At 64.5% G+C, this 14,461-nt stretch carries 16 protein-coding genes; 12 read left to right on the top strand and 4 right to left on the bottom strand.

Annotation, left to right across the window (positions count from 1 at the left end; translation table 11 throughout):
- Window positions 1-42: 42 nt before the first annotated feature.
- On the top strand, window positions 43-2,736 hold the full coding sequence (locus AAFG50_RS30195) for a bifunctional acetate--CoA ligase family protein/GNAT family N-acetyltransferase (protein WP_028174473.1): 2,694 nt from the start codon (window positions 43-45) through the stop codon (window positions 2,734-2,736).
- 110 nt (window positions 2,737-2,846) lie between these two features.
- Here the strand turns inward: AAFG50_RS30195 and AAFG50_RS30190 are convergent, their stop codons facing one another.
- Both AAFG50_RS30190 and AAFG50_RS30185 read right to left on the bottom strand, forming a co-directional pair.
- Entirely contained in the window at window positions 2,847-3,335 is a 489-nt protein-coding gene (locus AAFG50_RS30190) for a phage holin family protein (protein ID WP_028174474.1), read from the bottom strand.
- Entirely contained in the window at window positions 3,336-3,611 is a 276-nt protein-coding gene (locus AAFG50_RS30185; protein WP_011088807.1) for a hypothetical protein, read from the bottom strand.
- Window positions 3,612-3,785: 174 nt separating this feature from the next.
- On the opposite strand from AAFG50_RS30185, the gene AAFG50_RS30180 reads away from it, so the two are divergent.
- The 3 genes from AAFG50_RS30180 to AAFG50_RS30170 are packed head-to-tail and all read left to right on the top strand — an operon-like array spanning window position 3,786 to window position 6,811.
- Window positions 3,786-4,922 (top strand): ABC transporter permease, encoded by a 1,137-nt coding sequence (locus AAFG50_RS30180; protein WP_028174475.1) that lies wholly within the window; start codon window positions 3,786-3,788, stop codon window positions 4,920-4,922.
- A gap of 2 nt (window positions 4,923-4,924) precedes the next feature.
- Entirely contained in the window at window positions 4,925-5,704 is a 780-nt protein-coding gene (locus AAFG50_RS30175; protein WP_028174476.1) for an ABC transporter ATP-binding protein, read from the top strand.
- Window positions 5,705-5,707: 3 nt separating this feature from the next.
- Window positions 5,708-6,811 carry an ABC-type transport auxiliary lipoprotein family protein gene (locus AAFG50_RS30170; RefSeq protein ID WP_028174477.1) on the top strand — a complete coding sequence of 368 codons (1,104 nt, stop codon included), beginning with the start codon at window positions 5,708-5,710 and terminating at the stop codon, window positions 6,809-6,811.
- A gap of 6 nt (window positions 6,812-6,817) precedes the next feature.
- On the opposite strand, the gene AAFG50_RS30165 is transcribed toward AAFG50_RS30170, so the two are convergent.
- Complete coding sequence (locus AAFG50_RS30165; protein ID WP_011088803.1) at window positions 6,818-7,135, bottom strand: cytochrome c; 318 nt, start codon at window positions 7,133-7,135, stop codon at window positions 6,818-6,820.
- 158 nt (window positions 7,136-7,293) lie between these two features.
- Between AAFG50_RS30165 and AAFG50_RS30160 the strand changes: the two genes are divergently transcribed.
- From AAFG50_RS30160 to AAFG50_RS30150, 3 genes are all read left to right on the top strand, one after another.
- On the top strand, window positions 7,294-8,007 hold the full coding sequence (locus tag AAFG50_RS30160; RefSeq protein ID WP_028174478.1) for a helix-turn-helix domain-containing protein: 714 nt from the start codon (window positions 7,294-7,296) through the stop codon (window positions 8,005-8,007).
- Between the two features lie 95 nt (window positions 8,008-8,102).
- Window positions 8,103-8,228, top strand: a complete 126-nt coding sequence (locus tag AAFG50_RS30155; RefSeq protein ID WP_257787574.1) for a hypothetical protein — start codon at window positions 8,103-8,105, stop codon at window positions 8,226-8,228.
- Window positions 8,229-8,510: 282 nt separating this feature from the next.
- Complete coding sequence (locus AAFG50_RS30150) at window positions 8,511-9,239, top strand: Crp/Fnr family transcriptional regulator (RefSeq protein WP_011088801.1); 729 nt, start codon at window positions 8,511-8,513, stop codon at window positions 9,237-9,239.
- Window positions 9,240-9,249: 10 nt separating this feature from the next.
- Here the strand turns inward: AAFG50_RS30150 and AAFG50_RS30145 are convergent, their stop codons facing one another.
- On the bottom strand, window positions 9,250-10,026 hold the full coding sequence (locus AAFG50_RS30145) for a cyclase family protein (protein WP_028174479.1): 777 nt from the start codon (window positions 10,024-10,026) through the stop codon (window positions 9,250-9,252).
- A gap of 436 nt (window positions 10,027-10,462) precedes the next feature.
- Here AAFG50_RS30145 and AAFG50_RS30140 point away from each other — a divergent pair, with 436 nt between their 5' ends.
- The 5 genes from AAFG50_RS30140 to AAFG50_RS30120 all read left to right on the top strand — a co-directional run bounded on the left by AAFG50_RS30140 (window position 10,463) and on the right by AAFG50_RS30120 (window position 14,396).
- The gene (locus AAFG50_RS30140; protein WP_156149851.1) at window positions 10,463-10,621 is read left to right on the top strand and encodes a hypothetical protein; all 159 of its coding nucleotides are present in this window, start codon (window positions 10,463-10,465) and stop codon (window positions 10,619-10,621) included.
- Between the two features lie 22 nt (window positions 10,622-10,643).
- Window positions 10,644-11,615 carry a TRAP transporter substrate-binding protein gene (locus AAFG50_RS30135; RefSeq protein WP_011088799.1) on the top strand — a complete coding sequence of 324 codons (972 nt, stop codon included), beginning with the start codon at window positions 10,644-10,646 and terminating at the stop codon, window positions 11,613-11,615.
- 64 nt (window positions 11,616-11,679) lie between these two features.
- The gene (locus tag AAFG50_RS30130) at window positions 11,680-12,228 is read left to right on the top strand and encodes a TRAP transporter small permease (protein WP_028174480.1); all 549 of its coding nucleotides are present in this window, start codon (window positions 11,680-11,682) and stop codon (window positions 12,226-12,228) included.
- Window positions 12,219-13,511, top strand: a complete 1,293-nt coding sequence (locus tag AAFG50_RS30125; protein ID WP_011088797.1) for a TRAP transporter large permease — start codon at window positions 12,219-12,221, stop codon at window positions 13,509-13,511. The genes AAFG50_RS30130 and AAFG50_RS30125 overlap by 10 nt, the downstream gene beginning before the upstream one ends.
- 78 nt (window positions 13,512-13,589) lie before the next feature.
- Window positions 13,590-14,396: an SDR family oxidoreductase gene (locus AAFG50_RS30120; protein ID WP_028174481.1), complete on the top strand. Its 807-nt coding sequence runs from the start codon at window positions 13,590-13,592 to the stop codon at window positions 14,394-14,396.
- The last annotated feature ends 65 nt before the right edge of the window (window positions 14,397-14,461 follow it).

Below are 14,461 nucleotides of genomic sequence, written 5' to 3'. Positions count from 1 at the left end.
TTCAACCATCGGAACCACCACCGACGGGGCGCATTTGCTTTCATGTCCACCTATCGCCTGAAGAACCTGCTGTCGCCGCGTTCGGTTGCGCTTGTCGGGGCGAGCGCCCGTCCGGTTTCCGTGGGGCGCGCCGTTCTGGAGAACATTCGCAAGGCTGAATTCACGGGACAGTTCGGCCTCGTCAATCCGCGTCATGCCGAGATCAGCGGCGTTGCCGCAGTGGCGAGCCTCGACAGGCTGGCATTCGTGCCCGAGCTCGTGGTCATCACCGCGCCGGCCCGGGAGGTTCCCGGCATCATCGACCAGGCCGGACGGCGCGGCTCGGCGGGCGCACTGATCGTCACGGCCGGACTCGGCCATGGGCCGGGATCGCTGCAAGAGGCCGTGATCGCCGCGGCTCGCAAATACGGCATGCGGCTGATCGGGCCGAACTGCCTCGGCATCATGATGCCCGGCGTGAGCCTCAATGCCAGTTTTGCCGCGCACATGCCGGGAGCTGGAAATCTCGCGCTGATTTCGCAATCCGGCGCGATCGCCGCCGGCATGGTGGACTGGGCCGCGCAGCGCGGCGTCGGCTTCTCCGGCATCGTCTCGATCGGCGACCAGATCGACGTCGATATTGCCGACCTGCTCGACTATTTCGCGATGGATCACAAGACCCGTGCGATCCTGCTCTATATCGAGGCCATCAAGGACGCGCGTAAATTCATGTCGGCGGCACGCGCCGCGGCGCGTGTGAAGCCGGTTGTCGTGGTGAAGTCCGGCCGCATGGCGCAGGGTGCGAAGGCGGCAGCGACCCACACCGGCGCGCTTGCGGGTGCCGACGCCGTCTATGATGCGGCGTTCCGCCGCGCGGGTATCCTGCGGGTCTCCGATCTGCGCGAGCTGTTCGACTGCGCCGAGACGCTCGGCCGCGTCGAATCGCCGACCGGAAAGCGCCTCGCCATTCTGACCAATGGCGGCGGCATCGGTGTCCTCGCCGTCGATCGACTGGTCGAGCTTGGCGGAATTCCCGCGTCCATCTCGGCGGATGCCCGCAAGAAACTCGATGACGCGCTGCCGCCGACCTGGTCCGGCGCAAATCCCGTCGACATCGTGGGCGATGCCGATGCAGCGCGCTACGCGGCGGCGCTCGAGGTGCTGCTCGCCGACGCCGACAATGACGCAGTTCTCGTCCTCAACGTGCAGACGGCGATCGCCTCGGCTTCCGACATCGCGAGGACCGTGACGGAGCTCGTCGGCAAATATCGCGAGAAGCACCGCAGTTGGGCAAAGCCGGTGCTTGCCGCCTGGGTCGGGGCCGATCAAGCGATCATTCAGACGCTCTCCGGCGGGGGGATTCCGAACTATCCGACCGAGGACGATGCGGTGCGCGGCTTCATGCATCTGGTCCGGCACCGCGAAGTGGTCGAGGAACTGAGCCAGGTTCCCCCTGCAATGCCCGACACGTTCGTGCCTGACGCCCGGGCGGCCAGGCAGATCGTAGCCGCAGCCATCGCCGATGACCGCAAATGGCTCGAGCCTGTCGAGATCAAGCACCTACTCGAAGCCTACGACATCGCGATGGTGCCGACCTATGCCGCGGCCGACGTCGAGCAGGCCGCGGCGTACGCGAACGAGATGTTCGCGCAAGGTGCCACCGTCGTGCTGAAGATCATGTCGCGCGACATTGTGCACAAATCAGATGTCGGCGGCGTCGTGCTCAATCTGACGACGCCGGAGGCGGTGCGTGCGGCTGCCTCCGATATTCTCGCCCGGGCAAGGAAGCTGCGGCCCGAGGCCCGTATCAGCGGCGTCATCGTCCAGGCGATGGTCGTCAAGGCGAAGGCGCGCGAGCTGATCCTCGGTCTTGCCGACGATCCCACGTTCGGCACCGTCGTCGTCTTCGGCCGGGGCGGAACGGCGGTGGAGATCATCAATGACAGGGCGCTGGCGCTGCCGCCGCTCGATGTGCAACTCGCCCGCGACTTGATCGACCGCACGCGGGTCTCGCGGCTGCTGCGCGCCTACCGGGACGTGCCGGCCGTCAAGCAGGACGCCGTCGCCATGGTGCTGGTCAAGCTCGCCCAGATGGCGGCCGATATCCCTGAGATCCGCGAATTCGACATCAACCCGCTGCTCGCGGACGAGACCGGTGTGACGGCAGTCGACGCCCGTGTCGCGGTGGGGCCGTCGCAGCGGAAGTTTGCCGGCTCAGGCCCCGCCAATTTCGCCGTTCGCGCCTATCCCTCGCAGTGGGAGCGCCGCCTCAAGCTCAAGGACGATTGGCGCATCTTCGCGCGGCCGTTGCGCCCTGACGACGAGCCGACCATCCACGAGTTCCTGCGTCATGTGACGCCTCACGACCTCCGCCTGCGCTTCTTCGCGCCGATGAAGGAGTTCACCCACGAATTCATCGCGCGCCTGACCCAGCTCGACTACGCGCGCGCGATGGCTTTCATCGCATTCGATGAGGCTACTGGCGAGATGGTCGGCGTGGTCCGGCTCCATTCGGACTCGATCTACGAGAGCGGTGAATACGCGATCCTGCTGCGGTCCGATCTCAAGGGCAGGGGGCTTGGATGGGCCCTGATGCAACTGATCATCGACTATGCGAGATCCGAAGGGCTGAAGGCCATATCGGGCGACGTGCTTCAGGAGAACACCGTGATGCTCGAAATGTGCCGGCAGCTCGGTTTCGAGGTCAAGCCGGATCCGACCGAGCCTGATATCTGCGACGTCCGGCTGAAGCTCTGAGCGAGCCGGCTAAAGCATGATCCGGAAAAGTGCGTGTCGGTTTTCCGAAAAGATCATGCTCAAACAACAACCCAAAGCACGATGACGATTCATCCCAATCTCATCGCGCTTCAGGAGCGCGCTTCGGCCGACGTTGCAGCGGCAGTCTCCTTGGTCGTTTTCCGCAGGCTCTTGACGATGATCGCGATCAGCGGCACCAGCACTGGCACGATCGTGCTCAGCGGATGATGCACCGCTCCCGACACCTGGGTCTGGAGCGCGCGCGCCTCGAGCTGAAGGGCCTCGATGGATGCGCCGTGAATTTCATTGGCGAGCTCGATGTCGCGGCCGGACGGAGCCCGCCCGGCGATGACGAAGAGGACCGCCGCGATGGCAAAATTGACGGCGCCGAGGATGGCCGCTGCCGCAATGGCGCTCCAGATCTGGACCAGCGCGAAATAGGCCGACAGCTCCAGCATCAGGAGCCCGAATGCCGCGATCAATGCCGCAAAGGCGCGCAGGCCGAGGCCTACCAGCAGATGGCGCAGCCTGATGTCTGCGATGATCCTGTCGGTCCGCCACAGCACGCGCAGATGTTTGACGACGTTCTCGGTATTCACCTAGTGTCTCCTCAGCATGAAGCCGACGACGACGCCGAGCGCGAAGGCGGAGGCGAGCGACGTCATCGGGCGCTCCGCGATGAGGCCCTGAAGCTGCTCCTGCTCGTCGCTGACGGTTTCGCCGAGCTCGGCAAGCGCGGCCTTGATCTGATCGGCCAGAGCCTCGGCGCGGTCCTTCGAACTCTCGAACATTTCCTCGCCGGCCGTGCTCAGCAGGCGGGTGACGTCCACCTTCAACGTCCGCAGTTCTTCGCTCATCCTGTCGCTGTCGAACATGGATTTGATGTCTCCATTGAATGGAGCGAACCTAAGACCCGCCGGCGTGACCGCGCTTGATTTGCGTCAAGGGGTGGGCAGGGGCCTGCCCTTGAGACAGGTCAAACCGCCCGCCACACGCTGGCCTAGAAGTGGCGGCTGAATGGGGACCGATTGTCCCGATGAGGTGGAAGCGTGAACTCCGAACCGCTGTTGCTGGCAACGCCGTCTGGCGAGGGGCTGAAATTGCGCCCGCAAGGGTCCTGGACCGCGGCGAATGTGGCGATGCTCGAAACTCTGTCCCGCTCGGTCGGCGCGGATGTCGATCGATCCAGGGCCGTGACGCTGGACATGTCGGGCGTCAGTGCGCTGGATACGCTCGGCGCCTGGGTCCTGGAGAAGCTGTCGCGCAGGGCCGCAACGTCAGGCAGATCGGCCGAATTCGTCGGCGTCGCCGATCATTTCAGCGGTCTGATGGACGAGGTGCGTGAGGTTAACCGCCACACGCCGGCGCCGGTAGCTGCGCCAAATCCGCTTCTGCTCAGGCTCGGCGATCTCGGCAAGTCCACGGTCGGCGCGCGGGAAGACATTACGATCTTCCTGCAAATGCTCGGCGCATTGTTCATGGCCATTTTCGGTGTGCTGCGCCGGCCGCGGTCGCTGCGGCTGACGTCGCTGGTCTACCAGCTCTACCGCATCGGATGGCAGGCGATTCCCATCGTCGCGCTGATCACCTTCCTGATCGGCGCCATTATCGCCCAGCAGGGATTCTTCCATTTCCGCAGGTTCGGTGCTGAGTCCTATACCGTCGATATGGTGGGCATCCTCGTGCTGCGCGAGCTTGGCGTTCTGATCGTCGCCATCATGGTCGCCGGCCGGTCGGGGAGCGCCTACACCGCCGAGCTCGGTTCGATGAAGATGCGCGAGGAGATCGACGCGCTGTCGACGATGGGGCTCGATCCCGTCGGCGTCCTGATCCTGCCGCGTGTTGCGGCGCTGGTCATCGCACTGCCGATTCTCGCCTTCATCGGATCGATTGCCGCGCTCTATGGCGGCGGCCTGGTCGCGCAGTTCTACGGCGACATGGGGCCGGCGATCTACATCGCACGGCTGCATGAGGCCATTTCCGTCACCCATTTCGAGGTGGGCATCCTGAAGGCGCCGTTCATGGCGCTGGTGATCGGGATTGTCGCCTGTAGCGAGGGCTTGCGCGTCAAGGGCAGTGCCGAGTCGCTGGGGCGGCAGACGACGACGTCGGTGGTCAAGTCGATCTTCCTGGTGATCGTGCTCGACGGCCTGTTCGCAATCTTCTTTGCCTCGATCGGGATGTGACGATGGGCGAACCGCAGGAACAGTTCGCGATCCGCGTCCGCGACCTCGTGGTCGGCTTCGGCCGCCAGACGGTGCTCGACCATCTCTCGCTCGACGTTCGCAAGGGCGAGATTCTCGGGCTGGTGGGAGCGTCCGGCGGCGGCAAGTCGGTCTTGATGCGAACCATCATCGGCCTCATCCCGCGCCGAAGCGGTACCATTGAGGTCATGGGGCACGAGATCGGCGGCACGCATGACCGCGGCACGCAAGGCGCGGCCGCGACATGGGGCATCCTCTTCCAGCAGGGCGCGCTGTTCTCCTCGCTGACGGTCCGCCAGAACGTCCAGTTTCCGCTGCGCGAAAATCTCGTCCTGTCGCAGGAGCTGATGGACGAGATCGCGATCGCCAAGCTCGAAATGGTCGGGCTGCGGGCGCAGGACGCCGACAAATATCCGGCGGAGCTGTCCGGCGGCATGACCAAGCGCGTGGCGCTGGCGCGCGCGCTCGCGCTCGATCCGCCGATCCTGTTCCTGGACGAGCCCACCTCCGGCCTCGATCCGATCGCCGCCGGCGATTTCGACGCGCTGATCAAGACGCTGCAAAAGACCCTGGGACTGACCGTGTTCATGGTCACCCATGATCTTGCCAGCCTCACCACGGTCTGCGACCGCGTGGCCGCGCTCGCCGACGGCAAGATCGTTGCGATTGGCCCGATGCGCGACCTGCTGCAATCCGAGCATCCCTGGGTGCGCGCCTATTTCCACGGCAAGCGCTCGCAGATGCTGCAACACGAGATGAGATGAGACATGGAAACCCGCGCTCCCTACGTGCTGATCGGCACCTTCGTGCTGGCCGCGATCCTCGCGGTGTTCGGCTTCATCTATTGGCTGAACAACACCGGCGGCATCGGGCCGCGCACGAACTACCATGTGCAATTCCAGGGACCGGTACCGGGGCTCCTGGTTGGCGCCGGCGTGTTGTTCAACGGCATCCGCGTCGGCGAGGTGGCCCAGCTTGGGCTCGCGCCGGACAATCCACGCTTCGTTAATGCGACGATTTCGGTTGCCTCCGCCACGCCGGTGCGCGCCGACACCCGGGTCGGGCTCGATTTCCAGGGGCTGACCGGCGTGCCGGTGGTGACACTGGAGGGCGGCATGATCGTCGCCAAATCCGGCGAGCCCCTGACCTTGATCGCCGAGGCCGGCGCCGGCCAGAGCATGACGCAGGCGGCGCGCGGTGCGCTGCGACGGGTGGATTCGGTGCTGGAGGACAATTCCGGCCCGCTGAAGGACACCATCGCGAATTTCAAGACGTTCTCCGACGGGCTCGCGCGCAACACCGGCAAGCTCGACGGCATCCTGGCGGGTCTCGAGAAGATGACCGGCGGCGGCGCGCCGGCGCAGAAGATCACCTATGACCTGCGCACGCCGCAGAACCTCGGACCGGCCGCCAAGACGCTTTCTGCGTCGCTGGCCATTCCCGAGCCGACCGCGGTCGCGATGCTCCAGACCCAGCGCATGCTGTTTGCGCCGGTCGGGGATAATCCAGGCTTTGCCGATTTCCTCTGGGCCGACAGCATTCCAAAGCTGGTGCAGGCGCGGCTGATCGACAGCTTCGAGAACTACGACATCGCCCATGCGCCGTTGCGCACGAGCGATCTCGGGCAGGCGGACTACCAACTGCTGATCGACATCAGACGCTTCCGGATTGCCACGGACGGCGAGACAAGGGTCGAGATCGGACTATCGGCGCGGATCGTCGACAAGAACGGCAAGGTGGTCGCGTCCCGCCTCGTCGAGACCAGCGAGAAGCTCGACAAGGTCGAACCGGCCGCTGCGGTCGCAGCGTTCGACGCGGCGTTCGCCCGCATCGCCAAGGAACTGATCGGCTGGACGGTGCTGGCGGTGTGAGGCCGCCTATTCCAGCGTCTTGAGGTAGGACAGGAGGTCGTGGATCTGGTCCGGACTGAGCTCGAAGGCGGGCATGTCGGCGTGGCCCGTGTAGATGCCTTCGGCCAGCGCCTCGCCAAGGGTCGCGATCGGATAATTCCGGTGCAGCGTGCGCAGCGGCGGGGCGATCTTGAGCGGGCTCTCGGAGACGCGGTCGATCGCGTGGCAGCGCGCGCAATTGGCCCGTGCAAAGGCCTTTCCGCGTTGTTCGGCGGTCGGTGCCGCCAGCGCAGGCGTGATCAGAAAGAGGCCAATCAGGCCCTGGCGGAGCGCATGGTGAAGCATGGAAGGCGGGATCCCGTCGAACTCTCGGCGCAGAATAGAGAGCGGAGACCCGCCAGGATTGATCTGGGTCAACCGCGTTTGTGAGGGTGCAGTAAAATGCGGGTGCGTATGGCGGACTCGGCCGGGGGGCGGAGCTGGACCGACGCTAGGAGCGGTGGATGAAGCCTTCCGTGGTCATGATTGAACCAAACGGGCATTTCTGCAGCGATTGTGCCATACGCACATCGGCGGTTTGTTCGTCGCTGGATGCGGCCGAGCTCAGGGAATTCGAGCATCTCGGACGCCGTGTCCATTTTTCCTCAGGCGAGACCGTGTTCTCCGAGGAGGACATCACGACCTCGTTCTACAACGTTCTCGAAGGCGTTATGCGGCTGTACAAGCTGCTCCCCGACGGCCGGCGGCAAATCGTCGGCTTCGCCTTGCCCGGCGATTTCCTGGGGATGAATCTGTCCGGCCGCCATAATTTTTCCGCCGATGCAATCGGCGCGGTGACCGTGTGCCAGTTCGCGAAGGCGCCCTTCGGGCGTTTCATCGAGGAGCGGCCGCAACTGCTCAGGCGGATCAACGAGCTGGCCATTCGCGAGTTGAGCCAGGCACGCGACCATATGGTCTTGCTCGGCCGCCGCTCGGCGGACGAGAAGGTAGCAAGCTTTCTGCTTGGCTGGCGCGAGCGGCTGCTCGCGCTCAAGGGGGCGTCCGACACGGTTCCACTTCCGATGAGCCGGCAGGACATCGCCGATTATCTCGGCCTGACCATCGAGACCGTCAGTCGCACCTTTACCAAGCTTGAACGCCACGGAGCGATCGCCATCATTCATGGCGGTATCAGCCTGCTCGACCCGGCTCGCGTCGAGGCCTTGGCCGCGGCCTGACAGCCTTTTCACGATGCTCTCGGATTTTTGATCCCGATCAATGACGCCGTCCACCGGCCGCAAATAATGCCCCTCAAACACCCGGGAGGAGCATGATGCCCACTGACGCGTTGCTGATGACCATTGTCGTCGTGGCGATCTTCGTCACTTTCGCCGCAGCTCTGGCATGGGCGGACCGACAAACCAACGCGGGCCGGCTCGACCCCGATTCCAAGCGCTGAAGCCCCCGATCGTAAGCCTCCTCTGACGCGCTAAGCGCCGACGCTCGCCGGGCCGGCTCTTGGCTGTCCGGCAGCGCCTCAACGCAATCGCGGCGTGCGGTGCCTGCAACTCTGCATCGACCGGGACGCATTGGCGCATCCTTCGGATGCGGCCCTTGAGCCGGGCGGCGGGCATTTTCGCCGCATTTGCCTTAAAGCGCGCGCATGCTTTCCGGTTGAAATGCCGGGCAACACTGACTACGCAGGAACTCCAGTGCCTCGCAGTCTTAGGAGCCCAGCGGCGTGCCTCAGGACAAGACCGGCGACCCCCGACAATCGGCGGCGAACAAATTATCGGTCCTGCGCAAGCACCCGATCTTCGCGGATCTGGAGCCGGATGCGCTCGATCAGCTCTGCCGCTACGCCAAGCACACCACCGTGAAGCGCGGTGCGACGATCGCCGCCAAGGGCGACCCCGGCAACAACCTGTTCGCGGTGATCTCGGGGACGGTAAAGATATCCTCCTCTTCGCCCGACGGGCGGAATGCCATTCTCAATCTCATCGGTCCCGGAGAAATCTTTGGCGAGATCGCGGTTCTCGACGGTGCGCCGCGTTCGGCGGATGCGACCGCCAACACCAATTGCGAGCTCTACATCATCGATCGCCGGGACTTCCTGCCGTTCGTGAAGAGCCAGCCGGCGCTGGCGATGAAATTCATCGAGCTGCTCTGCGCGCGGCTGCGCTGGACCAGCCAGCAGGTCGAGCAGGTGATCCTGCAAAATCTTCCGGGCCGGCTCGCAAGCGCGCTGCTCGGTCTCACCGAAGAGCGCAAGTTCGACTCCGGCAGCGGTACGCTCGCCATCACCCAGCAGGAAATCAGCGAGATGGTGGGGATGACGCGCGAGAGCATCAACAAGCAATTGCGCGCCTGGGCCGGACGCAACTGGGTTCGCCTCGAGCACGGCGCCATCGTGGTGCTCGACACCGATGCGCTGCGCGAGCTCGCCGAAAGCGGCCTCGGCGGCGAGTGATTGCGTTCGCTTAACCGTCGATGATGGCGACCGCGCGGGTCCAGCCGGCGGAGGCGCGTTCGATCTTCACCGGGAAGCATGAGACCGTGAAGCCGGCCGACGGCAATCGATCGAGATTGTGCAGCTTCTCGAGATGGCAATAGCCGATGTGCCGTCCCGCCTTGTGGCCTTCCCAGATCAGGCCGGCATCTCTTGTTTCGGCATATCTCTTCGCGGTGTAGACGAACGGAGCGTCCCAGCTCCATCCGTCGGTGCCGGTCAGCCGCACGCCGCGCTCGAGCAGATACATGGTGGCCTCGTAACCCATGCCGCAGCCGGAATTGACGTAGTCGGCCTGGCCGAATTTGGCGCCCGCGCTGGTGTTGACGACGACGATCTCCAGCGGCGACAGCGTGTGGCCGATGCGCTTGAGCTCCTTTTCGACGTCGGCGGCGGTCACGACATAACCATCGGGCAGGTGCCGGAAGTCGAGCTTCACGCCGGGCTGAAAGCACCATTCCAGCGGCACCTCGTCGATCGTCCATGACCGCTCGCCGCGATTCATGGTCGGGTGGAAGTGCCAGGGCGCATCGAGATGCGTGCCGTTATGCGTCGACAACGAGACCTGCTCGACGGCCCAGCCCTGGCCGTCCGGCAGGTCCTGCGCCTTGAGGCCGTCGAAGAACTGGAGCATGCGCGGCAGGCCCTGCTGGTGATCGATGTAGTGGATCGTCGGGTGATTGCCCGGCGGGTCGGACGTCACGTCGTTTCTGAGCGGCACGGAGATATCGATCAGCGTCCGCGGCATGGGCATTCCCTTCGAGATGTTCCGGTCTGTTTCGCAGCATTTTGTCGGGGCTGCGCCGGTGGCGTCAAGTAACGCGCCGGTGTGCGAATATTCGGAAAAACGGACATTTCCTCGATCGCCCTCGTGGAGCGACGGCGTGGCCGATCGATGCAACTCCAGCATTGATCGATGCTGGATTTGGCTTGGACTCAGAATGCCGCCCGCCCTAGGGACGAGACTGGCGACATTGCGCTGATGAAGCGCGCATCGCACAAGGATGGGGCGACCGTCTCGTCCGCACCTCTAAGCCGCAGCCAATAGCGGCCGAGCCTAGAACCAGAGGAACGTCGATGGGTATGACGAGCATCGTCACCTCGCATCCGGCATCGGCCGATGGCGGGGCGGGATTTCAGGGAAGCCGGCACCTGCCGCGCAAGTCCCCGCCGGAGACGGCGCGATGAAGCTCGCACCTTCCGTCGCCGTGATCACCGACCAGTCAAATCCGCTCGACTCCGCCGCGCAATCCTACCAAGGTGGTGCGTTTGTAACGCTTGACTTTACACCTGAAGTGGAGCGACCCAAGGCGGCGCGCAGCAACTGCCCGACAACGACATAATCAAACTCAGGAGGAAGCCCAGATGAAGACACTCACCGGTATCATCGCAGCCGCTGTGCTCGCGGTCTCAGCGCCCTTGGCGACCGCACGCGATTTCCGCTCCGCCGACATCCATCCCGCCGACTATCCGACCGTCGAGGCCGTCAAGTTCATGGGCAAGCAGCTCGCGACGGCGAGCGGCGGCAAGCTCGGCGTGAAGGTGTTTCCCAACGGCGCCCTGGGCTCCGAGAAGGACACCATCGAGCAGCTCAAGATCGGCGCGCTCGACATGATGCGGATCAACGCATCGCCGCTGAACAACTTCGTGCCCGAGACCATCGCGTTGTGCCTTCCCTTCGTCTTCCGCGACACGCAGCACATGCGCACCGTCCTTGACGGGCCGATCGGCGACGAGATCCTGGCGGCGATGGAGCCCGCGGGCCTGGTCGGCCTTGCCTATTACGACAGCGGCGCCCGGTCCATCTACACCGTCAAGGCACCGGTCAAGTCGCTCGCGGACCTCAAGGGTCTGAAGATTCGCGTCCAGCAATCCGACCTGTGGGTCGGCATGATCCAGAGCCTCGGGGCCAACCCGACGCCGATGCCGTATGGCGAGGTCTATACCGCGCTCAAGACGGGTCTGGTAGACGCGGCCGAGAACAACTGGCCTTCCTACGAGTCCTCGCGCCATTTCGAGGCAGCCAAGTTCTACAACATCACCGAGCACTCCCTGGCGCCCGAGGTTCTCGTGATGTCCAAGAAGGTCTGGGACACGCTGAGCAAGGAGGATCAGGCGATGATCCGCAAGGCGGCCAAGGAATCGGTGCCCGTCATGCGCAAGCTCTGGGACGAGCGTGAGCAGGCGTCCCGCAAGACCGTCGAGGCGGCTGGCGTCCAGGTCGTCACGATCGCCAACAAGGCGGAATTCGTCGACGCGATGAAGCCGGTCTACGCCAAGTTCGCCGGCGACGAGAAGCTGCAGGGCCTCGTCAAGCGCATCCAGGACACGAAGTAAGGCCATAGCGTCGGGTCCGGCGTCGCCGCGAGGTGACGCCGGACCCTCGCAGGGAGATGCGGGAATGACCGACCCTCACGTCGCAAGCCACGAGCAGGACGTAGCCGGACGCCCGTCCACCGGCCTGCTGTCGCGGATCAATGCCCCCGTTGCGCGCGTGGGCATGTATCTGTCCGTGACCGGCCTGCTCGTCATCGTCACCATCGTGTTCTACCAGGTGTTCGGACGTTACGTGCTCAACTCCAGTCCGACCTGGACGGAGAACCTTGCGCTGGTCCTGATCCTGTATGTCACGCTGATCGGCGCCGCCGTCGGCGTTCGCGATGCCGGACACATCGGCATGGACAGTCTGCTGGTGATGCTTCCGGATAATGTGCGTGAGAAGATCGAGCTCGTGATCCACGTTCTGGTCGCCGTGTTCGGCGTTGCGATGGCCTACAACGGCTGGATCCTCGGGGCGTCGGTCGGCACCGTGAAGATTCCCAATCTCGGCCTTCCCGAGGTCATCCGCTACGTCCCGCTGATCGCCTCCGGCGTCCTGATCGTGTCCTTTTCAATCGAGCACATCATTGCTCTCCTGCGCGGCGAAGAGGTCGTCCCCTCATGGAACTGATCATCCTCGGCGCCTCCTTCTTCGGCTTCCTGATCCTCGGCGTCCCGGTCGCCTTTGCGATCGGCCTCTCGGCGATCTGCACCATCCTCTACGAGGGCCTGCCGGTTGCCGTCATCTTCCAGCAGATGATGTCGGGGATGAACATCTTCTCGTTCCTCGCCATTCCGTTCTTCGTCTTCAGCGGTGAGCTGATGCTGCATGGCGGCGTCGCCGACAAGATCGTGCAGCTCGCCAAGAATCTCGTCGGACACATCCGCGGCGGGCTCGGCATGTCGAACGTGGTCGCCTGCACGCTGTTCGGCGGCGTATCCGGTTCGCCCGTGGCCGACGTGTCGGCGATGGGCGCGGTGATGATCCCGATGATGAAAAAGGAAGGTTTCGACACCGACTACGCCGTCAACGTCACCACCCACGCCTCGCTGGTCGGAGCCTTGATGCCGACCAGCCACAACATGATCATCTATGCCCTGGCCGCCGGCGGCAAGGTTTCGATCGGCGCGCTGATCGCCGCAGGCCTTCTGCCGGCGCTCGTGCTGATGGTGTGCATGCTGGTCGCCGCTTACGCGGTCGCGGTGAAGCGCGGCTATCCGGCCGGCAAGTTTCCGGGCTGGTCCGAGGTTTTCCGTTCCTTCGCGGCGGCGCTGCCCGGCCTGCTGATCGTCGGCATCATTCTGGCCGGCATCCTGTCCGGCGTCTTCACGGCAACTGAATCCGCAGCGGTCGCGGTCACCTACACGATCCTGCTGACGTTCTTCATCTACCGCACCATGACCCTGCCGAACTTCCTGCGGGCCGCCGCCAAGGCGGTGAAGACGACGGGCGTGGTGCTGCTGCTGATCGGCGTCTCCACCATGTTCCAGTATCTGATGGGACTCTACGAGGTGGCCGATTTCGCCGGCGACCTGATGAGCAAGGTGTCCACGCAGCCCTGGATCATCTTCCTGCTCATCAACGTCATCCTGTTCGTGCTCGGCACGTTCATGGACATGGCGGCGACCATCCTGATCTGCACCCCGATCTTCCTGCCGATCGCGATGAAGGCGGGCATGGATCCCGTGCAGTTCGGCATGCTGATGCTGATCAACTGCGCGCTGGGGCTGAACACTCCGCCGGTCGGAACGACGCAGTTCGTGGGCTGCGCCATCGGCGGCATCTCGGTGGGCGCGGTGATGCGCACCATCCTGCCGTTCTACGCCGCGCTGATCGCGGCGCTGATGTTCGTCACTTACGTTCCCGCATTCTCGCTGTGGCTGCCGCGCCTGCTGATGGGATACAAGGGATAGCTGCCGTGCGCGCGCCGGCACTTGGCCGGCGCAGCGGGCTTGCGTAGTTTGCGTCACAACAACAGGGAGAATCTGTCCGTGACCGACTATCGCAAGCTCTTCGATCTCACCGGCAAGACGGCCGTCGTGCTCGGCGCCGCCTCGGGCATCGGCAAGTCGTCGGCCGAAGCACTGGCCGGGCTCGGCGCCCGTGTCGTCTGCGCCGATCGGGCGCTCGATGCAGCGGAAGCGACCGCCGCGGGCATTCGCGACAAGGGTGGCTGGGCGGAAGCTGCTAGCTGCGACGCCGCGATCGCTGCGGACGTCAACGCGCTCGCCAAGAGCGTGATGCAGAAGTTCCCGCGGCTCGACATTGCCGTGACGACGCCCGGGCTCAACATCCGCAAGACCATCCTCGACTACACCGAGGAGGATCTCGACCGTGTCCTTAACCTCAACGTCAAGGGCACGGTCTGGCTCTTCCAGGCTTTCGGCCGCATCATGGTCGGGCAGAAGGGCGGCAGCATCATCGCCTGCTCGTCGGTGCGTGCGGTGACCATCGAACCGGGCCTTGGCGTCTACGGCTCGACCAAGGCGGCGATCGGCCTCCTGGTGAAGGGCTTTGCCTCCGAGGTCGGTCATGCCGGCGTGCGCGTCAACGCCATCGCGCCGAGCATCGCCGAGACCGCGCTCACCGGCCCGTTCAAGCAGCGGCCCGACATCTACAATCTCTACGCCGGCCACACCGTGTTCAACCGCTGGAGCAGCGCCGACGAGGTCGCAACGGCGGTGGCCTATCTCGCCTCGGACGCGGCCAGCTATGTCAGCGGCAGCACGCTGTTCGTCGATGGCGGCTGGACCGCGGTCGACGGTCCGCCGACCGGTCTCACCCAATTGCACAAATAGGGCGACGATCTGCGCCTAGGGCATGTACTCATAAAGTCGGCTTACCAACGCAAAGCGGAAGTCTG

The sequence above is a fragment of the Bradyrhizobium sp. B039 genome (genome assembly GCF_038965675.1).
Classification (GTDB): Bacteria; Pseudomonadota; Alphaproteobacteria; order Rhizobiales; family Xanthobacteraceae; genus Bradyrhizobium; species Bradyrhizobium diazoefficiens.
The sequence above is the reverse complement of the archived record's forward strand: the minus strand, read 5'-3'. Positions and strand labels throughout refer to the sequence as shown.